Source organism: Thiobacillus thioparus DSM 505, assembly GCF_000373385.1.
Lineage (GTDB): Bacteria > Pseudomonadota > Gammaproteobacteria > Burkholderiales > Thiobacillaceae > Thiobacillus > Thiobacillus thioparus.
Window position 1 is genome coordinate 33,954 of the sequence record NZ_KB891332.1, and the last position, 21,828, is coordinate 55,781.

At 64.2% G+C, this 21,828-nt stretch carries 19 protein-coding genes; 12 read left to right on the forward strand and 7 right to left on the reverse strand.

Going from position 1 to position 21,828, the window contains the following annotated elements:
- Positions 1 to 5: 5 nt before the first annotated feature.
- Together B058_RS0114595 and B058_RS0114600 are read right to left on the reverse strand one after the other, a co-directional pair.
- The gene (locus tag B058_RS0114595) at positions 6 to 278 is read right to left on the reverse strand and encodes a GIY-YIG nuclease family protein (protein WP_040724626.1); all 273 of its coding nucleotides are present in this window, start codon (positions 276 to 278) and stop codon (positions 6 to 8) included.
- Between the two features lie 6 nt (positions 279 to 284).
- A complete protein-coding gene (locus tag B058_RS0114600) occupies positions 285 to 1,631 on the reverse strand; it encodes an EAL and HDOD domain-containing protein (protein ID WP_245539320.1) in 1,347 nt (448 codons plus the stop codon).
- A gap of 219 nt (positions 1,632 to 1,850) precedes the next feature.
- Here B058_RS0114600 and B058_RS17060 point away from each other — a divergent pair, with 219 nt between their 5' ends.
- Positions 1,851 to 2,474 (forward strand): DUF502 domain-containing protein, encoded by a 624-nt coding sequence (locus tag B058_RS17060; RefSeq protein WP_018509237.1) that lies wholly within the window; start codon positions 1,851 to 1,853, stop codon positions 2,472 to 2,474.
- Between the two features lie 29 nt (positions 2,475 to 2,503).
- Complete coding sequence (locus tag B058_RS0114610; RefSeq protein ID WP_018509238.1) at positions 2,504 to 3,469, forward strand: hypothetical protein; 966 nt, start codon at positions 2,504 to 2,506, stop codon at positions 3,467 to 3,469.
- A gap of 54 nt (positions 3,470 to 3,523) precedes the next feature.
- On the opposite strand, the gene B058_RS0114615 is transcribed toward B058_RS0114610, so the two are convergent.
- From B058_RS0114615 to B058_RS0114625, 3 genes are read right to left on the reverse strand one after another with little or no spacing between them, the layout of a single operon-like run.
- Positions 3,524 to 3,991 (reverse strand): hypothetical protein, encoded by a 468-nt coding sequence (locus tag B058_RS0114615; RefSeq protein WP_018509239.1) that lies wholly within the window; start codon positions 3,989 to 3,991, stop codon positions 3,524 to 3,526.
- 11 nt (positions 3,992 to 4,002) lie between these two features.
- Entirely contained in the window at positions 4,003 to 4,542 is a 540-nt protein-coding gene (locus B058_RS0114620; protein ID WP_018509240.1) for a glycine cleavage system transcriptional repressor, read from the reverse strand.
- Positions 4,543 to 4,544: 2 nt separating this feature from the next.
- Positions 4,545 to 5,570, reverse strand: a complete 1,026-nt coding sequence (locus B058_RS0114625; RefSeq protein ID WP_018509241.1) for an AI-2E family transporter — start codon at positions 5,568 to 5,570, stop codon at positions 4,545 to 4,547.
- A 272-nt stretch (positions 5,571 to 5,842) separates the two neighbouring features.
- Here B058_RS0114625 and B058_RS0114630 point away from each other — a divergent pair, with 272 nt between their 5' ends.
- The 3 genes from B058_RS0114630 to B058_RS0114640 are packed head-to-tail and all read left to right on the forward strand — an operon-like array spanning position 5,843 to position 11,405.
- Positions 5,843 to 7,342: a glucan biosynthesis protein G gene (locus B058_RS0114630; RefSeq protein ID WP_157265908.1), complete on the forward strand. Its 1,500-nt coding sequence runs from the start codon at positions 5,843 to 5,845 to the stop codon at positions 7,340 to 7,342.
- Entirely contained in the window at positions 7,315 to 9,846 is a 2,532-nt protein-coding gene (gene mdoH, locus B058_RS0114635) for a glucans biosynthesis glucosyltransferase MdoH (protein ID WP_018509243.1), read from the forward strand. The genes B058_RS0114630 and mdoH overlap by 28 nt, the downstream gene beginning before the upstream one ends.
- A complete protein-coding gene (locus B058_RS0114640; RefSeq protein WP_018509244.1) occupies positions 9,825 to 11,405 on the forward strand; it encodes an OpgD/OpgG family glucan biosynthesis protein in 1,581 nt (526 codons plus the stop codon). The genes mdoH and B058_RS0114640 overlap by 22 nt, the downstream gene beginning before the upstream one ends.
- A 195-nt stretch (positions 11,406 to 11,600) precedes the next feature.
- Here B058_RS0114640 and B058_RS0114645 read toward each other — a convergent pair whose 3' ends face one another.
- Positions 11,601 to 12,203, reverse strand: coding sequence for a PEP-CTERM sorting domain-containing protein (locus tag B058_RS0114645; protein WP_040724648.1), 603 nt, complete (start codon positions 12,201 to 12,203; stop codon positions 11,601 to 11,603).
- 254 nt (positions 12,204 to 12,457) lie between these two features.
- Positions 12,458 to 13,222, reverse strand: a complete 765-nt coding sequence (locus B058_RS0114650) for an IclR family transcriptional regulator (protein ID WP_018509246.1) — start codon at positions 13,220 to 13,222, stop codon at positions 12,458 to 12,460.
- A 107-nt stretch (positions 13,223 to 13,329) separates the two neighbouring features.
- Between B058_RS0114650 and B058_RS0114655 the strand changes: the two genes are divergently transcribed.
- From B058_RS0114655 to B058_RS0114685, 7 genes are read left to right on the forward strand one after another with little or no spacing between them, the layout of a single operon-like run.
- Entirely contained in the window at positions 13,330 to 15,555 is a 2,226-nt protein-coding gene (locus tag B058_RS0114655; protein WP_018509247.1) for a phosphoketolase family protein, read from the forward strand.
- Positions 15,552 to 16,886 carry a four-carbon acid sugar kinase family protein gene (locus B058_RS0114660; protein WP_018509248.1) on the forward strand — a complete coding sequence of 445 codons (1,335 nt, stop codon included), beginning with the start codon at positions 15,552 to 15,554 and terminating at the stop codon, positions 16,884 to 16,886. The genes B058_RS0114655 and B058_RS0114660 overlap by 4 nt, the downstream gene beginning before the upstream one ends.
- 18 nt (positions 16,887 to 16,904) lie before the next feature.
- The gene (locus tag B058_RS0114665; protein ID WP_018509249.1) at positions 16,905 to 18,359 is read left to right on the forward strand and encodes an FAD-linked oxidase C-terminal domain-containing protein; all 1,455 of its coding nucleotides are present in this window, start codon (positions 16,905 to 16,907) and stop codon (positions 18,357 to 18,359) included.
- Entirely contained in the window at positions 18,359 to 19,405 is a 1,047-nt protein-coding gene (gene glcE / locus B058_RS0114670) for a glycolate oxidase subunit GlcE (RefSeq protein WP_018509250.1), read from the forward strand. Before B058_RS0114665 ends, glcE begins: the two co-directional genes overlap by 1 nt.
- Positions 19,406 to 19,786: a VOC family protein gene (locus B058_RS0114675; protein ID WP_018509251.1), complete on the forward strand. Its 381-nt coding sequence runs from the start codon at positions 19,406 to 19,408 to the stop codon at positions 19,784 to 19,786. It abuts the gene before it with no gap.
- Between the two features lies 1 nt (position 19,787).
- Complete coding sequence (glcF, locus tag B058_RS0114680; RefSeq protein WP_018509252.1) at positions 19,788 to 21,026, forward strand: glycolate oxidase subunit GlcF; 1,239 nt, start codon at positions 19,788 to 19,790, stop codon at positions 21,024 to 21,026.
- A gap of 19 nt (positions 21,027 to 21,045) precedes the next feature.
- A complete protein-coding gene (locus tag B058_RS0114685) occupies positions 21,046 to 21,795 on the forward strand; it encodes an MBL fold metallo-hydrolase (protein WP_018509253.1) in 750 nt (249 codons plus the stop codon).
- The last annotated feature ends 33 nt before the right edge of the window (positions 21,796 to 21,828 follow it).

Consider the following 21,828-nt stretch of genomic DNA (forward strand, 5'->3'; position numbering starts at 1 on the left):
GGGGGCTATCGGCCGGATGCGCACAACGCCAGCTTGTGCACGCGGTCCAGGCGCTTGATCGCCGCTTCGCGCCGCGCCGCCTCGGCGCGATCGGTTGCGGCTTCGACGTAAACCAGTTGCACCGGACGCCGGCTGCGGGTGTACCGTGCACCCAGGCCGCCTTCGCCGTTATGCTCGGCGACGCGACGGGCGATGTCGGTGGTGATGCCGGTGTAGAGCGTGCCGTCGGCGCAGCGCAGCATGTAGACACACCATGCGGCGTCCGGAGCAGTCGACATGTCAGATCATACGTCACCGGACAGCTGCTGCGCCCACAACAGCGCATCCATGTGCACACCGTTGATGTCGGCCACGTCGCGTCCGATCTGCTTGGCCAGGGCTTCGATGCTGCTCTGGTCGTCCCGTTCGCAGGCAATGGCCAGCGCCAGATAGGGCGCATAGGGCCCGCGCTGCGATACGATGGCCTCGGTGATCTCGGCCGGCAGGCTGATCTGCTTCAGTACCTGCTCCATCGGCATGTGCATCACGACATCCAGCAAGGAAAACAGCCCGGCGACGAAAATTTCGTCGCGCGCCTTGGCAAACAGGGCGCGACCGGCCAGTTGTTCGGCCACTCGGCCGCGCACCAGGGCATTTTCCAAAACGGCCTGGTCGAGTTCCTGAGTCTGGCCGCCGGTAAACAGGATCAGCGTCAGCCAGCGATAGAGCTTGTCCTGCCCCATCACCATCAATGCCTGTTCGATGCCGCCGATCTTGTTCATCAGGCCCATGCCGGGCGAGTTGACGTAGCGCAGCAGACGTACCGACAACGCCGGGTCGTGACGGAACTGGGCAGCCAGTTCCGGCTGCTCGGCACCGGTACGCACCCGGTTCATCAAGTCCAGCACCTTGGCGCGCGACGGCCCCATGACCGGGTTGCCGAGATTTTCGCGACGGGTGATGAATGGCCCCATGAACAGCGCGAACTGCAGCTTGTGGCACATGTGGAACGCTTCCAGCGTCTGCACGTCGGTCGCGACCAGCCGCTTGCCCGCAGCCAGTTTGGACACGGCGGCGATTTGCGTGGTGATGGCGGGAATGTCCTCACTGCTGACATCCATCACCACATAATCCATATGCGGCATAAGCGCATGGTGCTCGGGGCGGATGGCCGCATCCGCCTGCACCGCAAAACTGAACCCACGCGTTTTCAGTTCAGCCAACCGGGCCAGCAGAGGCGTGTCCACCGTGGCCCGGGCGTCGATGTTCAGGAGCCAGACCGTGCCGGTAGCGGGCCATTCCTCGATGAGCGGGTGGTCCAGGGTCGCCGGCGAAATCGGCACGAAGGCCAGGCGTTGCCCCAGCAGGCGCGCGATATCCATGCGCTGCAGGTTGCCCAGCAGGGTTTCGTCGTAGAGGCGCTGCACATCGGGCAGGTTCGGATCGGGATGTTCGTCGGCCGTGCGACGCAACATGAAGGTATAGCCCGCGACGCGCTGGTCGCGTCCCAGCATGGCCTCGCGGCGCATGACCGACGGCGCTTTGCCAGTCGGTCTGGCCGCCGGCTCGGGCTCGACGGCCTCGACGCGCGGCGGTGGCGCGACTGTATTTTCCCGATTACCCGACCACATTCCGACAAGACGATTCAGCACGCTACATTCCCCCACAACAGACTTGGACGCATCACGTGAATAATCGGCAACGCCACCCGGGACTGAAGCCTCATCGCACAAATATTTTGTGGGGCGGCGGGCCGGTCGTATCAACGCGCATTTCGACCAGCCGGTCCTCCTCCCATGGCTCGTACGTCCGTCACTGCTATGCTAACGGGACAGGATGAAATGATAGCTGCCGCCCCGGCCCCGACACCGATGAAACGCATCTCCCAGTATTTTTTCCGCGGACTGCTCACTGCGCTGCCGCTCGGCTTGACGGTCTACCTGCTGTACGTCTTTCTGCACTGGAGCGAGACGCTGGCCATGCAACTGACGCGCCCCCTGATCGGCGAATATTACGTGCCGGGAATGGGGCTGGGGCTGGGCGTGGCCTGTATTTTCCTGCTCGGCATCCTCGTATCGCAGCCCGGCGTGGGCAAGCTGCTGTCGCTGGTGGAATTGCCCTTCACCAACCTGCCCGTCGTAAAGAGCATTTATTCGTCGCTCAAGGATTTTGCCGATTATTTTTCGCCCCGCCGCGATGCGGCGGTGCAGCAAACGGTTGTCGTCCTGAAGATTCCGGGACAGGCGCTCGAAGTCGTGGGACTGATCACGCGCCAAAGCGTCGACACCTTGCCCGCCGGTTTCCTGCAGGGCGACCGCGTGGCGGTCTATCTGCCGATGGGCTACATGATCGGCGGATATACCGTCTTTGTGCCGCGGGTCTGGGTGCAGCAGATCGACATGCCGGTGGAGGAGGCCATGCGCGCCTCGCTGTTCGCCTGGATGAGCACAGCAACCCACGACACGTCGACGGCGCGCCCGCCACCGCCTAATTGATCGCCAATCGCCAAGGAGAGCTCCCGCCCATGCAGATCGAATGCTACGCCCAGCGCCTGCTCAACCCGTTTCGCGGGGTGGTGCACACGATCCGATACCAGTCGGCCGAGGCGGTGACGACCGACGGCGTCGAGTGGGACATCTATGTGGCCAACGACGCCTTGCTCGACGGTCTGGGACGTGACGGCCGGCGCGCGCAGATTTCCGACATCCGCTATGGCCACTGGTCGACGGAAAAAGGCCTGAAACGCGGCCCGCTCTTTCCCTCGGACGATTTCAAGCGGTTGGAAGACATGGGCGCCGTGGTCTACGAGCACCTGCTCAAAGTGCATCGCGAGGTACCCTTCGCCTTTCGCGACCAGTTCGAGCTCTGGCTACTCGACCGGCACGACCAGCCGCTCGCGCTGCTGCACAGTGTGCGCACCGACCTCGAGACCGACACCAAGCCCCCGCTCGACTGGCGCGCCGGCATGGCGGCACAGGAACATTTCGGGAGCTCGGCGGTGGCCGATCTCGACGAGCCCGCCGGAGAGTACCTGACGCGCCATGTAAACAGCCTCGCCAGCGGCGTGGTGCAATGGTTCCGCCGCTCGGACGACGGCGCCGGGCTGGGACTGCATACGCTCAAGGGCGGCGATCACCTGCGCGGCCGCGTGCTCGAGGCGGACGCCTTTCCGCAACTGTTCATCTCCACTGTCGGCATGGACAAGGCGCACACCCGGCTTGTGCATGATTACCACGCCTGGCAGGCACCGTGGATGCTGCTGCTGCCGCATCTCGACATTGCCGTTCGCGGCCGGCTCGAGTCCTGCGCATTCCAGCAGGCCGAACTGATCGAGAAGCACTACCGGCTCTATCCCATCGTGCTCGACCGCACGGCCCTGCAGGCCGCGCGCGTCGAGGCGGCGCTGATACGCAGTCAGCCGCGGAAGAACCCCGAGACCGAGGTCATGCCGATGTATTACATCGAGCTCGGCGTCAGCGCCGACGAATGATCCGGTGTGCCTTTCTCTTACGCAGAGGCAGGCTGGAACCGGAACTGCGCCGGACTATCGCTGTGGCGCGAGGGCCTGCTCGATTTTCCGGTTGTCGATGTATTGCTCGAGTTCCGCCAGGCCCTGGGCCACGTTCGGGTCAGCGAACAATTCTCGGGCGGCGACCTGACCCAGTATCTGGAAGCCGGTCTGCAATGCGGTGGCGCCTTCGTATTTCACGGCCTGTTGCGCCTGTGCGCGACACGATTCGGTCAGCAGCTTCACAAACAACTCCGCCGTGGACCGGGTTGACTGGGCGCGCTCTGCATCGGTGACCGCCGCGATCGATTTGACCGCAGGATGCAGGGCCGCGGTGGCGAACATCCATTTGACCAGCGCATTCTTGTCGGCCGCCGTCGTCGATTCGACCAGGCATTTGGCCAGATCGTCGGAATACGGCCCCGCCTGCGCGGCCCCGGCATGCAACACCAGCGCCAGCAGAATGGTCTGACCGACTCGCCTTGCGTGGTCCCGTCGCCCCATCGTAATCGTCCTCACATCCGTACCGGTTCAAATGTCGCGTCGAGATTCTGGTCGTCGCAATAGTCGAGAAAATCGCCGCGCAGCGTGGCGATATGGGTGTCAGCGGGAATACCGAGCGTCATGTGGACGGCAAACATCGGTGCGCCGGTATGCGGTGCCGGATAGGTTTCGGTGTCGAGCGCCTCGATGTTGATATGCAGGCGTGCAAAGAAATTGGCCAGGCTGTTGACGATGCCGGGCTGGTCGAGCGCGGCAACTTCTACGGTGTAGGGAATCAGCGGCTTGTCGGCGCGTGTCGGGCGGGTGCGCTGCTGGGTCAGCGAGAGGCCGAGCTCCTCTGCGACGCCAGGAAGGCGCGCCTCCAGTTTGGCCAGGGCATCCCAGTTTCCCGACACCCGCATCAGCAGCGCAAAGCGCCCGCCGAGCGCGGCCATGCGCGACTCCTCGATATTGCAGCCGCTATCCGAAATGCGGCGCGTGAATCCTTCCACCAGGCCGATTTTGTCCTCGCCGCTGGCAGTGATGACGAGTGATTCGGTGTCGTTGGACATGCTTAAATTAACTCCCTGTCGGACAGTTCTTTTTTGATATAGGCGTAAATGATCGGCGCGGCGATGACGCCCTGCACGCCGAACGCGGCATCCATCACCAGCATGGCGATCAACAATTCCCACGCCCGCGCCTGGATCTGCCCGCCGATGATACGGGCATTCACGAAATATTCGAGCTTGTGGATGAGGATCAGAAACGCCAGGGATGCAGCCGCCACATGCAGCGAATGGGAAAGCGAGATGATGACGATGATCGTGTTGGACACGAGGTTGCCCAGTACCGGCAGCAGGCCAACGAGGAAAGTGACGACGATCATGGTCTTGGTGAACGGCAGATGCACGCCGAAGGCGGGCAGCACCAGCATCAGGTAAATCCCGGTCAGCAGCGCGTTCAAGGCCGAGATGCGCATCTGCGCGAAGACCACGCGGCGGAACGCCTCGCCCAGGCGGGAGACCCGTTCGCACATGGCTTGCGCCAGTGGCGCAAGCTTCAGGGACGGGCGCGCTTCGCGCAGGGCGATAAAGCTGCCGATGATGAGACCGATGATGAAATGCAGCAGGACGCGTCCGGCATCGCCGCTGAATTTGCGGATATCCATTGCATGAGTGCGCAGCCATTCGACTAGCCCCGCCCGGGTGACCGATCCATCCCCCTGTGGCAACCAGGCGGCCGCCCACAGCGGCAGCAGCTGGCGGGAGTTCTCGATGATTTCGGCCATTTTTGTCAGCAGCCCGGCCAACCCGCCTTCGGTACGCAAATAGAGAATCACGGCGGCGGTGAATCCCCCCAACACGCCAAGCACCGTCAGCGTGATCAGGGAGACCACCAGCACCTTGGCCCAGGCATGATCGAGACGGCCGATCACAAAACGCGGCGCTAGCATGTGTACCAGTTGTACCACCAGCAACCCTGCCAACAGCGACGGGAGCAGGTGAAACATCAGTGTAAACAGCAATCCGACCGCCATCAGCAGCCAGGCGGCGATCTGGTAGCGGGTTGTCGCTGCAAAAATGGGGATGTCGGTCATGGCCGCACAGTGCCAAGAAACGGGTTAACGGGCAAGTGTTACCTCATACCAGCATGTCGCCGGGGTATTTGCCGGGCCGGGAACTTTCTGCCAAACATATTGTTCAGAAAACAGTCTGCATTGAGTCAGGCACAGAAGTATTCAAGCATGGACAAGCTGAACCAATGCGTCGATAACGATAAACCGGAGTCAGGAATTTGACTTTTTTGCCGTCATTCTCGCGCTTTTATGCGCCCGCATTTTCCCGAACAGTCACCATTTACAAGCAGGCCATGGGATTCGCATGTGTCGCCGGTGCCCTGCTTGGCTTCCTCTCCACGTCTGCCTCGGCATTCGATTTTGAGGATATCGCGCAACGTGCCCGTCGCTTGGCGGACGATCCATACAAAAAGCCCGATGTGGTCCTGCCGCCGGAATTGCGCAACCTTAACTATGAAAGCTATCACCAGATCCGCTACAAGCCCGAGCGGATGCCGTGGCGCAACGCCAAACTCCCTTTTGAAGTGGATTTCTTTCCTCCGGGCTGGCACTTCGACCAGCCGGTCAAAATCAACGAAGTCACGGCCCAAGGTGTACGCGAGGTCCGCTTCGACCAGGACGCCTTCGACTTTGGGACCACCAAGGTCGACCCCGGCAAATTGCGTGGCCTGAACTTTGCGGGTTTCCGCGTGCGCTATCCGGTCAATTCGGCCACGCGCAAGGATGAGGTGCTGACGTTTCTCGGCGCCAGCTACTTTCGCGCGCTCGGCAAAGGGCAACGCTATGGCCTGTCGGCGCGTGGATTGGCGATCGACACCGCACTGGCCACAGGCGAGGAGTTTCCGCACTTCGTGGAATTCTGGGTATTGCGGCCGCAGGCTTCGGATAAACAGCTGGTCATCTACGGCCTGCTCGATTCGCCGCGCGCGGCCGGCGCCTATCGTTTCGTGCTGACGCCTGGCATCGACACGGTAATGGACGTCACGGCGCGCCTGTATCTTCGCAACACCGTGGGCAAGCTGGGGCTCGCACCGCTGACCAGCATGTTTTACTTTGGCCGGGGCCAACATCCGGTCGAAGACGATTTCCGTCCGGCAGTGCACGACTCCGACGGACTGTCGATCCATATGGGCAACGATGAATGGATCTGGCGCCCTTTGAGCGACCCGAAGCGCCTTCTGATTACCTCGTTTTCCACCACCAATCCGGTCGGCTTCGGCCTGATGCAGCGCCAGCGCGACTTTGCCGATTATGAAGATCCGGTTTTGCGTTATGAGCTGCGGCCCAGCGCGTGGGTCGAGCCTAAAGCCCAGTGGGGCGCCGGGCGGGTCGAGCTGGTGCAGATTCCATCGCCTGACGAGACCAACGACAACATCGTTGCGTACTGGGTGCCTGACCGGCTGCCGGCGCCCAAGGCCGCCTATGACTACGCCTACCGCGTATGGTGGCAGAAGGACAAGGATACGCAGCCGCCCGGACTGCGCGTGGCGCAGACGCTGTATGGGCGCGGCTACACGCATGCGCCCGACGGCAGCGTCTCGCTGGCGGTCGACTTCGAAGGGCCGCCTGACATGGAATCGCCCGAGCTCAAGCCCGAGGCGCAGGTATCGGTCGATGCGAACGGCAAGCTCCTCGAACAGCAAATGATCCACAACGACGCAACCGGTGGCTGGCGGCTCTCGTTACGTCTGCAACGGCTCGACGCAGGTAAACCGGTGGAAATACGCGCGTCCTTGCGCAGCGGAAACAAGGGGATATCCGAGACATGGAGCTACATCTTGCCACCCGATTAAATTGCAGCTTTCCCGGACGGGACAGCTGCGAGCGTTATCTCGACCGCCTGCCGCTGGCGCAGGCACAGCGTGACGCGCTGCTGGCCCAGCTGGCCGAACTGGACGTATCCAGTCCGCGCGAAGCGATGGCGGCATTGCACATTGCGCTCGCCGGCCCCGGACGCAAGGCCGATCCGGATAATCCAGCCGTCGCCTCCATTTGCAGCCGACTGGCCATCGGCAAAAGCGGATTGCCCTCGGCGACCGGAGCCGGCGATGCGGCGCCCGCGCAATCGTGTCTGCCTACCGGTCCGGCAGTCAACCGCAGCTCCATGGCGCCGCTGCGCTGGCCGCCCAAGCCCAGTTTTCGCCTGTTCAAGTCGCGCCAGCCCCGGCATGGCCCCAGCTGTCCCCTGTCGGGCAAGGAGGAGGCGGATCCCGGCGCTACCCGCGGCAGCTGGCAAACCGCCGCCAATCTGCGCCGCCTGGCATTGCTGGTATTGGTCGTCGGCCAGGTCTATTTCTTCACCAGCGCCATGGCTGCGGTGTTGCCTTATCACGGCCGCCGGATGCTGGAGATTGCGATCCTGATCGTGTTCGCGATTTTGACCGCATGGGTCTCGCTCGGCTTCTGGACCGCGATCATGGGCTTTGTGGTGAAAGTCACGGGCGGCGACCGCTTTGCAATTTCCGCGAGCGCGACCGCCGATGCGCCTATCGACGAGCATGCGCGCACTGCGGTGATCATGCCGATCTGCAACGAAAACGTCGCACGCGTGTTCGCCGGGCTGCGCGCCACTTACGAATCACTGGCGCGCACCAGCGAATTGCGGCACTTCGATTTCTTCATCCTCAGCGACAGCAGCGATGCCGATAATCGCGTCGCCGAGGTCGATGCCTGGCTCGCGCTATGCCGCGCCGTGGGGGGGTTCGGACAGGTGTTCTACCGCTGGCGTCAGCACCGGCTCAAGCGCAAGAGCGGCAACGTCGCCGATTTCTGCCGCCGCTGGGGTGCCAACTACCGTTACATGATTGTGCTCGATGCCGACAGCGTGATGAGTGGGGAGTGTCTCGCCAGCCTCGTGCGCCTGATGGAAGCCAATCCCGGCGCCGGCATCATCCAGTCCGCGCCGCTGATCGCGGGACGCGACACCCTCTATGCCAGCATGCAGCAGTTCGCCAACCGCGTATATGGGCCGCTTTTCGTCGCTGGTCTGCATTTCTGGCAACTGGGCGAATCCCACTACTGGGGACACAACGCCATCCTCCGCGTGGCGCCTTTCATGCGCCACTGCGCGCTTGGCCGGCTGTCCGGCGGCGGGCCCTTGTCGGGGGAAATCCTCTCGCACGACTTCGTGGAGGCCGCGCTGATGCGGCGCGCGGGCTGGACGGTATGGATTGCGTATGACCTTCCGGGAAGCTACGAGGAAGTGCCGCCCAATCTGGTCGATGAACTCAAGCGCGACCGACGCTGGTGCCAGGGCAACCTGATGAACGTTCGTCTGTTCCTGGCCAACGGCGTGCATCCGGCGCATCGGGCAGTATTCCTGACCGGGGTGGCGGCCTATGCGTCCGCCCCGCTGTGGTTCCTGTTCCTGCTCCTGTCCACTGCCCAGCTGGCAGAACACGCACTTGCGACGCCGCAATACTTCGTGCAGCCGTTTCAGTTGTTTCCGGTGTGGCCGGAATGGAACCCGCAACGCGCCATTGCGCTCTTCTCGTTCACCGCGGCGCTGTTGTTCCTGCCCAAGATACTGAGCGTACTGCTGGTCTGGATCCAGGGCGCGAAAGACTTCGGGGGAAAGCTGCGCCTCGTTCTAAGCATGGTGATGGAATCACTCTTTTCGGCTTTGCTGGCGCCGATCCGCATGCTGTTCCATACCACGTTCGTGCTGGCTCCGCTGCTGGGTCAGGGCATCCAATGGAAATCTCCGCCGCGAGAGGATGTTGAAACTGGCTGGGGCGAGGCACTGCGCCGCCACGGGCGGCATACGCTGCTGGGTCTGGCGTGGGCTGCCGGCGTCTACTGGCTCAAGCCCTCCTACCTGTTGTGGCTGATGCCTGTCGTGGGCGCGCTCATTCTTTCGATTCCGGTCTCGGTACTCTCCAGCCGGGTTTCCCTGGGCCAGCGGCTGCGCAGACTTCGTTTTTTCCTGATTCCGGAGGAATTGAATCAGCCCGAGGAACTGCGCCGGACCCACGAACACGCCGCGCATGCGGCCGCACCACCGGACTTCATCGAAGCCGTAACCGATCCGGTGATCAACGCCACGATCTGTGCCACCGGCGTGCCGCGTTTCCGGCAGTCTCGCGTTGCGGAACACCGCGCGAAACTGGTGGACAAGGCGCTCCGCGGGGGCCCCGATGCCCTCGGCACCGGCCACAAGATGCATTTGCTCAACGATCCCATCGCATTTTCGCGTCTGCACTTCGAGGTGTGGGTCTCGGCCGAGGCGCATCCCGCATGGCGCAAGACTCTTTCACACACCACAGGCCGCCTGTCATGCATCGACGCAGTTTCCTGAAAGCCGGCATCGCCATCGGTTTTGTCGCGTTCCCCACCTGGAGCCGCGGCGCCGCGGCGCCCGTGCTGCCGAAGACCGTTGGCAAAGCCCGCCATTTCGACTATGCCGCGCTCAAGGGGCAAGCCCAGGCGCTGGCGGCCCGCGCCTATCAGCCCCCGAGCGAGGCGCTTCCCGAAAGCGTGCAGAAGCTCGACTGGGACCAGTTCCAGGCGATTCGCTACAGCCCCGATCATGCCTTGTGGGCAAACGAGCGGCTGCGCTTCGAGGCGCGGTTTTTTCACCTGGGCCTGTTTTTCAAGACACCGGTTCGCATGTTTGAAGTACAGGACGGCCAGGCGCAGGAAATCGCCTACGATCCCGCCATGTTCGATTACGGCAAAAGCGGAGTGCGGAGTGCGCACCTGCCACAGGATCTCGGTTTTGCCGGCTTCCAGCTTTTCTATCACACCGACCACAAGCGCGACATCGTCGCCTTCCTCGGCGCAAGCTATTTCCGCGCGGTCGGGGGTGACATGCAATATGGCATCTCGACGCGCGGCCTGGCGATCGACAGCGGCATGTCGCGCAGCGAGGAATTCCCGCGTTTCACCGCCTTCTGGTTCGAGCGACCCGAGCCCGAATCGGACATGCTCACGGTCTATGCATTGATGGATTCTCCGAGCGTCGCCGGCGCCTATCGTTTCATCATCCATCCGGCGTCGCTGCTGGTCATGGACGTCGATGCCGCGCTTTACCCGCGTAAGCCGATCGAGCGGCTCGGCGTCGCACCGCTGACCAGCATGTTCCTCTTCGGCGAGAACGAAAATCGCATCAACCACGACTGGCGGCCGGAGATCCACGACTCGGACGGGCTGGCGATATGGCGCGGAAATGGCGAGTGGATCTGGCGGCCGCTGGTCAATCCGGCGGACCTGCGTTTCAACGCCTACGCCGACGACAGCCCACGCGGCTTCGGCCTGCTCCAGCGCGACCGCAATTTCGACCACTATCAGGACGACGGCGCCTTCTACGAACGCCGGCCCAGCCTCTGGGTCGAGCCACGCTCGGATTGGGGCAAAGGGTCGGTCCAACTGGTCGAATTGCCGGCGTCCGACGAGACCTCCGACAACATCGTTGCATTCTGGAACCCGGCCGAGAAACCCCAACCCGGCCAGGAGTTGCTGTTCGCCTATCGTCTCTACTGGGGTGACAAGCCGCCGGTTACCGCACCGCTTGCCCGGGTCGTCGCCACCCGTACCGGCCTCGGCGGCATTGTGGGGCAGAAGCGCAAATACTTCTCCTGGCGTTTCGCAGTCGATTTTGCAGGGGGCGATCTCACCATGCTCGGCAAGGACACGGTTGTCGAACCGGTGATCGCCGTTTCGCGCGGTAAAGTCGAGATCACATCAGTGCGCCCCTTGGCATCAATACAGGGATTGCGCGCGATGTTCGACCTGAAACCAACCGATACGGATCCGGCCCCGATCAACCTCCGTATGTTTTTGCGGGCGGACGGCCAGCCTTTGACGGAGACCTGGCTGTATCAATGGACACCGCCGCAGGTGCGGCCGCCCTTGTAACGTCCGGCGGACCCTGCTGAGCCCCTTGGAATCCGCGCCGCGGATGGCAGCCGCCTCTGGCGCGGGCCGGGAAATCCTGCGGCGTTCCACAGCCCCGCACGACATGACCATCGCGCTCATCCGCAGCCAAAAAAGCCCGACGCCGAGGTCGGGCTTGAGCACCAGGGCTGCCTGGGCACCCTTGAGGGCGGCCGGTCAGGCCCGTTTGCGCCGCACTATACCCAGGCCGAGCAGACCCAGGCCAAGCAGGCCCACGGTGGCCGGTTCCGGCACCCCGTTGCTCCGCGGTTGCACGGACAAGGTCAGCGTGTAGGCACCCGGATCAATCGAGATCAGGTTTTCAATATGCGACACGGCACCGAATCCGGCCGACGGCAAGCCATCCATGAACCAGACCTGGTTGCTGGCATTGATCGCATACATTTCGTAATCGCCGATGCCGATGTAATAGATCCCGGCACTGATGGCGTAGGTCAGCATCGAATCGAGGCCACCCGAATCATCGTTTCCGATCAGGGCCTGAAAGCCCGCATCGAACAGGGCGATGTTAGTATCCAAATTCGTCCCAATCTGGCCCGTGGCGTTGATCGTCAGCAGACCGCCGGTAGCGAAAACGAGTTTGTACACATCGCCTTCGTCGCCCTGGCCGATTGTGCCTTGGATCTGCATATCAGTTGCCAGTTGGGCTGACGCCAGGAAATTCGAGGCATCGCCCGATTCGATATACGTGGCATGGGCCGAGCTCATGCCCGCCGCCAGTAGGAGCGCGAGGCTCAGTTTATTCAGGCTGGTTTTCATTTTCTCCGCTTTCCGCTTGATCTTGTTTGTGCTGGCGGGCAGATTTTCCATTCCTTGCATCTGCCCGTTCCAGCCTGCCAGTGAATTAGCACGGAGCATGCCAACCCATACGCGCACAACAGAATCCAGTATTCAATACAATGACTTACAAATATCGTGTGCGCCCACGCCCCAGCTGGGAGGGCTCATTCGGAGCGATTTGTAAAATCCTTCGACAGCACGTACGCACTACGCCACCCGCGCCCCGCTTCGTTTCAGACGATGGCCTGGTAGCCCAGCGCAGCGCCGGTCTGTCCGGCGGCTTTTTTCAAGGCCTCGGCCCAGCCCGGTTTGTGGCGATCGGCCGGCGCCGAGATCGACAGGCCTGCCACCAGCTTGCCTTCGGCATCGCGTATCGGCGCGCCGATGCAGGCCACACCCAGTTCGGCCTCCTCGCGGTCGCGGGCCAGTTGTTCGCGACGGATGGTGTCCAGTTCACCCGACAGGCGTTCCAGCGTGGTCAAGGTATTCGGCGTATAGGCCGGCAGGCCGGTACGCTCGGCATAGCCCATTACCCCGCTGGCGCTGTCCTCGGCAAGGAAGATCTTGCCGACCGCGGTGACGTGAAGCGGCGCATGCGCTCCCACCACCTGCACCACCTGAATCAGCGTCTGGCCGCCCGACACCCGCTCGACGTAGACCGCCTCGTCGCCGCGCCGCACAATCAGGTTGACCGTCTCACCGGTCAACTCGGCCAGTTGCTGCATATACGGCATCGCCACCTGGCGGATATTCAGCCGCGCACGTAAGCGATTGCCCACTTCCAGCCAACGTACGCCCAAGTCATACTCGCCGGCGCCTGTCTTCTCGATCAAGCCATGCGCCATCAGTGCACCGAGAATGCGGTGGGCGCTGGCGGTATGCAGGCCGGCCTGCTCGGCTAACCGGGTCAGGCTGGCCGGACCCGGCGCGCGGGCGAGTACACCGACCAGCGCCATGGCGCGGTCGATGACCTGGATGGAAGAAGCACCTTTTTTCATAAAGTGAAAATTTATCACGCAATGTGAAATTGTTGGCAGTTTACTGCTTCAATACGTTCATCGTTTCACATCATGTGAAACATTTTCATATTGTGAAAGGCATAGCCATGAGCGCCCAGATGCAGCCCGCCCTCGAGACCTTCCCTGCGTTTTGCGAAGGCATCCAGTATTTCGCCGACAGCTTCCCCGAAATCGACCGCCTGGGCACAGCGCCGCTGCTGGGCCCGAATCAGCCCGCACTGCCGGACGCCATCAGCGAGGCCGCGGTCTATCAAACACTGCTGGCCGCCGACGCGCTGCGCTACCTGACCCTGCAGATCACCGGCAGCAAGTCCTCCGGCCATCCCGGCGGCTTCGCCTCCAGCGCCGACGCGGTCGCCGCGCTGCATCTGCTGGGCCACCGCAACATGGTGACCGAGGTCGGCCACCACGCGCCAGGCTTCTATTCGGCGATGTTCCTCGACACCTCGCTCGAGGACATGGGCATTCACACGGTGGCAGAGATGCGCACCCGCTTCCGCGAGCGCCACGGTCTCCTCGGTCACTTGTCGGGTGCGATCCCCGGCCTGCTCGCGCCCGCCGGGCCGCTCGGACAAGGCCAGCATTTCGCCATGGCCGGCGCTTATCTGCACCGCGACAAACTGTTCCCGGTCACCATCGGCGACGGCGGGTTGGGCGAACCCTACATCATGAGTGCGTTCCAGCATTTCGCCACCGCCTACCCCGACGTCACCAACTACTTGCCGGTGCTGGTGTGGAACGGCTATTCGCAGGAACACCACAGCATGGTGTCGCTGTGGGACAACACGCGCATGACCGACTACTGGCGCGCGCACGGCTTCGACGACGTCCATCTGATCGACGCCCGCGACTTCGCCGACACGCCCGGCGCGCCGGTGTACACGGACAGCACCACGTTCGGCTTCGCCGCGCGTATGGCTTTCACCGGCGCCGTGCTCAAAGCCTGCGCTGCCGCAGCGAAGAGCGCCCTGTCCGGCCGCCGCGCCTGCCTCATCATCAAGCAGCTGAAGGGCGCGGGCGTGCACGCCACTGGCGCCAAGTCGCACAACCTCTATGCCCACCACACGCTCGACTCCGACGACGTGAAATCCGGGCTGCAGCGCCGCGCGCTTCCAGCGAAAGCTTGGGCGATCACCCGCGAGAATTTCCGCCACGCTGGCGGCGGGCCCGCCGCACGCGTGGCGGTGACCGAAAGCGTGCGCGACCTGCCCAGCCTGGATGGCCTGCCCCTGACCGAATTCGCCGTCGGCGAAAACCATGTGCCTACCACCGCCTTCGGCAATGTGGTCGGCGAGGTGGGTAGGCGCGACCCGATGTTTGTGGTCACCAACGCCGACGGCAACGAAGCCTCGGGCATGGCCAACATCAACAAGGCGTTGACGATCCGCCACCCGACCGCCGACGAACTGTATTTCCAGGGCCCGTCCGGCCAGGTCTACGAACCGCTCAACGAAGATGCGTGCGCCGGTCTCGCGGTGGGCGTCGCGCTGTTCGGCGGCCGCAGCCTGTGGTGCAGCTATGAGTCGTTCGCGATCAACGGCCTGCCGATCTGGCAGACGGTGACGCAGGCGATGGCCGAATTGCGCCGGCCGACGCCGGCGACGGTGTGCCTGTTCACCGCCGGGGCGCTCGAGCAGGGCCGCAACGGCTGGACCCACCAGCGTCCCGAAGTCGAAAGCTACTTCGCCGCGATGATGCGCAACGGCAACGTCTACCCGTTGTTCCCGGTCGACGCCAACATGATCCAGGCGAGCTACGGCTGGGCGCTGAAGCAGAAGAACAAGGGCATCGTCATCACCGCCTCGAAGTCGCCGCTGCCGGTGCGTACCTCGCTCGCGCAGGGCGAGGCCGCCATCGAGCAGGGCGCGATCGTGCTGCATGAGCATGCCGGCAAGAAATCGGTCGTGTTTGCCGTGACCGGCGACATGGTGCTGCAGCCGGTGTTCGCCGCTGCCGAGAAACTGGCCGAATCCGGCATCGGCTCCCGCATCGTCGCCGTGGTCAACCCGCGTCGCCTGTACCGTCCGGGCGACGTGCTGTGGGGCAGCGTGTCGGAGCCCGACGGCCGCTTCATGGACGACGACTCCTTCAAGGCGATGTTCCACGGCGACGTCCTGCTCGGCATCAGCGGCGGCCCGTCGGCGCCGCTCGAGCCGGTTTTGCTGCGTAGCCAGGCCGCCCAGCGGGATGTGTTCTGCTGGAAACGCGGCGAAACCACCGCCAGCCCGCAGCAGCTGTTCGACTTCAACGGCATGAATGCGCAGGCGATGAGCGCACGCGCGTTGGCAATGCTGGAGCGCACGGCATCATGAGCCCCAAGATCGTCGTTCTCGACGACGATCCCACCGGCTCGCAGACGGTGCATTCCTGTCTGCTGCTGACGCGCTGGGATGTCGCCACGCTGAAGGCGGCGCTGGCCGATGCGGCGCCGCTGTTCTTCATCCTCACCAATACGCGCGGGATGGATGCGGAACGCGCGGCCGCCGTGACGCGCGAGGTGTGTGAAAACCTCAGGCTCGCGCTCGCCGATTTCCCCGGCCCGGTCCTGTTCGTGTCGCGCTCGGATTCCACCCTGCGCGGCCACTACCCGGTGGAGACCGACGTGATGAACGCCGTGCTCGGGCCGTTCGACGCGACGCTGCTGACGCCGGCTTTTTTCGAAGGCGGCCGCATCACGCGTGACAGCACGCATTACCTGATGGTCGACGGCAAACCGGTGCCGACCCACGAGACCGAGTTCGCGCGCGACTCGGTGTTCGGCTATCGCACGGCGTATCTGCCGGACTATGTCGCCGAGAAGACAAACGGTCGCGTGGCATCCGGTTCGGTTCGGTGCCTGACGCTGACCGATCTGCGCACAGGACACGCGGACGCCTGGCTGGCGGCACTGCACGACAATCAGGTGGGGGTGATCGACGGCGAAACGGCGGACGACTACCGGCTGTTCGCCGATGCTGCGCTGAAGGCCGCGGCCGGCGGCAAGCGATGGCTGTTCCGTAGCGCCGCCTCGCTGCTCACCGCGTTGGCGAAGCTGCCCCAGCAGCCGGTGGCCGCCGAAGCCTTCGCCACCTTGGTGCGCGACCGTCAGCCCGGCGCGGTCGTGGTCGGCTCGCACGTCGCCAAGACCACCGCGCAACTCACCGCGTTGCTGAAGGAACGCGGCGTGGTTGGCCTGCCGCTCGACGTTGCCCGCCTGCCCGACGCTCGCGCCGCGGTAGTCGACGAGCTCACCGCCGGCATCGCCCACGCCCACGCACGCGGCCTCACCCCGGTGGTGTTCACCAGCCGTAGCGAACGGCAATTCGCCAACATTGCAGAACGCCTGACATTTGGCGAGTCGGTGTCGGGCACGCTGATGGACGTGGTGAAACGGCTGCCGGACACGCTCGGCTTCCTCATCAGCAAGGGCGGCATCACCTCCAACGACGTGCTCTCGACCGGGCTGGCGCTGACCGCATCGCGCGTGCTGGGGCAGATCCTGCCCGGCGTCACCGTGGTGCAGACGCCGCCCGACCATCGTCTACCGCAATTGCCCGTCGTCATCTTCCCCGGCAATGTCGGCGGCGACGGTGCGCTGGCCGAAGCCTATCGACGTCTCGCACCCTCGCACGCGCAGGCAAGCCCGGCTACACTCGCAGCCTGAACGTACACATCGCTTTTCATGCTCAGCCCCGCTTTTTTGTCTCAGCTCCGCAAACTGCTGCCCGACCATTGCGTGCTCCACGCACGCGAGGATCTCGTGCCGTTCGAGAGCGACGGTCTGTCGGCGTACCGCAACATACCCGACGTGGTGGCGCTGCCGGAAAACGAGTCGCAAGTGGCGGCGATCCTGCGGCTGTGCCATGCCAACCAGGTGGCCGTGGTGGCGCGCGGCGCCGGCACGGGTCTGGCTGCCGGCGCGCTGCCCGTAGACGGCGCGGTACTGCTGGTGCTGTCCAAGCTCAATCAGATCAGGCACATCGACCCGCTGGCCCGGACGGCGACGGTGCAGCCCGGGGTGCGCAACCTCGCAATTTCCGAAGCCGCCGCCGTGCACGGTCTCTATTACGCACCCGACCCGTCGTCACAGATCGCCTGTTCGATCGGCGGCAACGTGGCGGAAAACTCCGGCGGCGTGCACTGCCTGAAATACGGTCTCACCGTACACAACATCCTCAAGCTGCGCGCCTGGACCATCGCCGGCGAACTGCTTGAAATCGGCAGCGACACGCTCGACAGTCCGGGCTACGACCTGCTGGCGTTGATGACCGGATCCGAGGGCATGCTGGCGGTGATCACCGAGGTCACGGTCAAGCTGCTGCCGCGACCCCAGCGCGCGCAAGTGGTGCTGGCCGCGTTCGACGACGTGGCGAAAGCCGGTGTCGCGGTGGGCAACATCATCGCCGCCGGGGTCATTCCGGCCGGACTGGAGATGATGGATCGCCTCGCCATCCAGGCTGCCGAAGCCTTCGTCCACGCCGGCTATCCGCTGGACTGCGAAGCCCTGCTGCTGTGCGAGATTGACGGCGTCAACGAGGAAGTCTCGGACGACATCTTCACGGTGCGCGAAGTACTCGCAGCCTCCGGCGCGATCGAGATCCACACGGCCGAGAGCGAGGAACAGCGCCTCCGGTTCTGGGCCGGGCGCAAGGCGGCGTTCCCTGCCGTAGGGCGGCTGGCGCCCGACTACTACTGCATGGACGGCACCATTCCACGCGCCCAGCTGCCGCACGTTCTGCGCCGCATCAGTGAAATGAGCATCGAATTCGGGCTGGCCGTCGCCAACGTGTTCCATGCTGGCGACGGCAACCTGCATCCGCTGATCCTGTTTGACGCCAACCAGCCGGGCGAACTGCATCAGGCCGAAATCTTCGGCAGCAAGATCCTGGAATTGTGCGTGGAGGTCGGCGGCACCATCACCGGCGAACACGGCGTCGGCCTGGAGAAAATCAACCAGATGTGCGCGCAGTTCGCTACGCCGGAACTGACCCGTTTCCACGAGGTGAAGGCCGCGTTTGATCCCGACACGCTTCTCAACCCCGGCAAGGCCGTGCCCGAGCTGCACCGCTGCGCCGAGTGGGGCGCGATGCACATCCACGGCGGCCAGCTCCCGCATCCCGAGTTGCCGAGGTTCTGATGCTGGACGCCTTCATCGACCGCATCCGCGCGGCCCACGCCGAAGGCTCGCCGCTCATTCTTCAGGGCGGCGGCAGCAAGACCTTCTACGGCAACGCCGACGAAGGCGAGGTGCTCAGCACACGCACACTCACTGGCATCGTCGACTACCAGCCCAAGGAACTGGTGCTGACCGCTCACGCCGGCACGCCATTGGCCGAGATCGAAGCCGCGCTTGCCGAACGGAACCAGATGCTGGCGTTCGAACCGCCGCACTTCGGCGGTGCAGCCACGCTGGGTGGCAGCATCGCCACCGGCCTGTCCGGCCCGCGCCGACCGTATGCCGGTGCCGCACGCGACTTCGTGCTCGGCGTGCGCATGATCGACGGCACCGGCCAGCTGCTGCGCTTCGGCGGTCAGGTCATCAAGAATGTCGCCGGCTACGACGTGTCGCGGTTGATGGCTGGTGCACTCGGCACGCTCGGCCTGATTACCGAGGTGTCGCTCAAGGTGCTGCCGAAACCGGCAGCGGAAACCACGCTGCAATTCGAACTCGACGAAACCGCCGCGATCGAGAACATGAATCGGTGGGCGGGGCAGCCGCTGCCGCTGTCGGCCACCTCATGGCATGCTGGCCTGCTGACGGTGCGGCTGTCGGGCGCGGAATCCGCGGTGCATGCGGCACAGGCTCGGCTCGGCGGTGAGTCGTTGCATGACGCAGCCGCCTTCTGGCAGCGCCTGCGCGACCAGGCCACGCCTTTCTTCGACAAGCGCCCGCTCTGGCGGCTGGCGGTCAAACCGACCACGCCGCCTCTGAATTTCGGCGACGCCGAATGGATCGAGTGGGGCGGGGCAGTGCGCTGGCTGGCGTCCGATCTGCCTGCAGCCACCCTCCGCGACGCGGCGAAAGCAGCCGGTGGCCACGCCACACTTTTTCGCGGCACGGCGCCCATCGACGGCGCTTTCGCCCCGCTTGCCCCGGCCCTGCGGGCCTTGCATCGCAACCTGAAGCAGCGCTTCGATCCCAAGGGCATTCTCAACCGCGGCCGCCTGTATCCGGAATTCTGAATGGACCTCGACGCAATCGATCACGTGGTGCTGACCGTACGCGACATCCCTGCCAGCATGGCCTTCTACACGTGCGTGCTGGGCATGCGCGAGGTGATTTTCGGCGGCGACCGCCGGGCCCTGGCCTTTGGCCGCTGCAAATTGAACCTGCATCAGGCCGGCCGCGAATTCGAGCCGAAAGCGGCGCATCCCACGCCGGGCGCGGCCGATCTCTGCCTGCTCGCGCGCACGCCCATCGCCGACATCACGCGCCAACTCGCCGCACAGGGCGTCGCCATCGAAGCCGGCCCGGTCGAACGCACCGGCGCGCAAGGCCCTCTCCTGTCAGTCTATGTGCGCGATCCCGATGGCAATCTGATCGAACTTTCCAATCCGCTTTGACATGCAGACCACGCTCGCCGAACCTTATCGCAACACCCCCGAAGGCGACGTCGCCGAGCGCATCCTGCGCAATTGCGTGCATTGCGGCTTCTGCCTCGCCACCTGTCCGACCTACCAGATTCTCGGCAACGAGCTCGACTCGCCACGCGGCCGCATCTATCTGATAAAGCAGGTGCTCGAAGGAGCGACGCCGACGGCCAAGACCCAGCTCCACCTCGACCGCTGCCTGACCTGCCGCAACTGCGAAACCACCTGCCCGTCGGGCGTGGAATACGGCAAGCTGCTCGACATCGGCCGCCATATCGTGGAAGACAAAGTCGGGCGCGGCATCGCCGAGTCCGCGACGCGCACTGCGCTCAAGACCGGCCTCGGCTCGCCCATGCTGTTCAACGGCGCGTTGAAGCTCGGCCAGGGGATGCGCAGCCTCATGCCCGGTTTTCTGAAGTCCCGCATTCCGCCAACGGAGACCGCCGGCACCTGGCCCGCACCGCGCCACCCCCGCCGCATGCTGGTCTTGCAAGGCTGCGTGCAACCCGGCCTCAAACCCAACATCAACGCCGCCGCCGCGCGCGTGCTCAACCGCATCGGCATCTCGCTGATCGCCGCGGATGAGGCCGGCTGCTGCGGCGCGCTGGCGCACCACCTCAACGACACCGACGCGGGACTCGCCGCCGCGCGCCGCAACATCGACGCCTGGCTGCCGCATCTCGAGGCCGGCGCGGAAGCCGTCGTGATGACGGCGTCGGGCTGCGGCGTGATGGTGAAGGATTACGGCTGGCTGCTGCGCCACGACCCCGCCTACGCCGACAAAGCTGCCCGCATCTCCGCCGCCACGCGGGACCTTTCGGAGATCCTCGCCGCCGAGCGCGACGCGCTGAAGCCGCTCGCCACTCACCGCTTACCACTCACCAGCAAGCGCATCGCCTACCATCCGCCCTGCACCCTGCAGCACGGGCAGAAGCTCACTGGCGCCGTCGAGGCGCTGCTGATCGACGCAGGCTTTGAGCTCACGCCGGTGGCGGAGAAGCATCTGTGCTGCGGCTCGGCCGGTACCTATTCGATCCTGCAGCCCGAGATCGCCGGCGCGCTCAAGACCCGCAAGCTTGACCATCTGCAAGCCGGTGCGCCAGAGATGATCGCGACCGCCAACATCGGCTGCCTGACCCATCTGCAATCGGCCAGCCCGATCCCGGTACGACACTGGGTGGAACTTTTGGATGAAACGATGGCCGCATCCTGACCACCCACGGGAGAACGACATGATTTTCAAGCAGATGTTCGAGCCCATTTCCAGCACCTACACCTATCTACTGGGCTGCGAGGAAACCGGCCAGGCCCTTTTGATCGATCCGGTTCTGCCTGCCTGGGAACGCGACCTGGCCACGGTCAACTCACTTGGACTGAAGCTCGCGTTCACACTGGAAACGCATATCCACGCCGACCACATCACCTCGGCCAATAAACTCAAGGCCATTGCCGGCAGCCGCATCGCCGGCCCCGCGCTCGACCGGCTGCCGTGCACCGAGGTCGGCATTGCCGAAGGGACGCCGTTCAAAATGGGCGCGGTCGAACTTGTGCCACTCCACACGCCCGGCCATACCGACAACCACTTCGCCTATCTGCACGGCGATCGCCTCTACAGCGGCGATGCCCTGCTGATCGAGGCCTGCGGCCGCACCGATTTCCAGAATGGCGACGCGACCGCGCTCTACCACTCGGTGCGCGGCAAGCTGTTCGCGCTCGACGACGACACGCTGGTCTATCCCGCCCACGATTACGAGCAGCGCCGCATCAGTACCATCGGCCAGGAAAAGGCGCGCAACCCCCGGCTCGGCGGCGACCGGACGCTGGATGATTTTGTCCGACTGATGGACGAGTTGAAGCTCGCCTACCCCAAGTTCATCGACTATGCCGTCCCCGGCAACCGCGAATGCGGTACCTGTCCGCCCGGCGTGCCGGAACATTTGCAGCAGTATTGCGCGCAGATCACGGAAAGCCGCCAGGGCTGATTGGATCTGGATCGGCCCCGTCCAAAATGGACG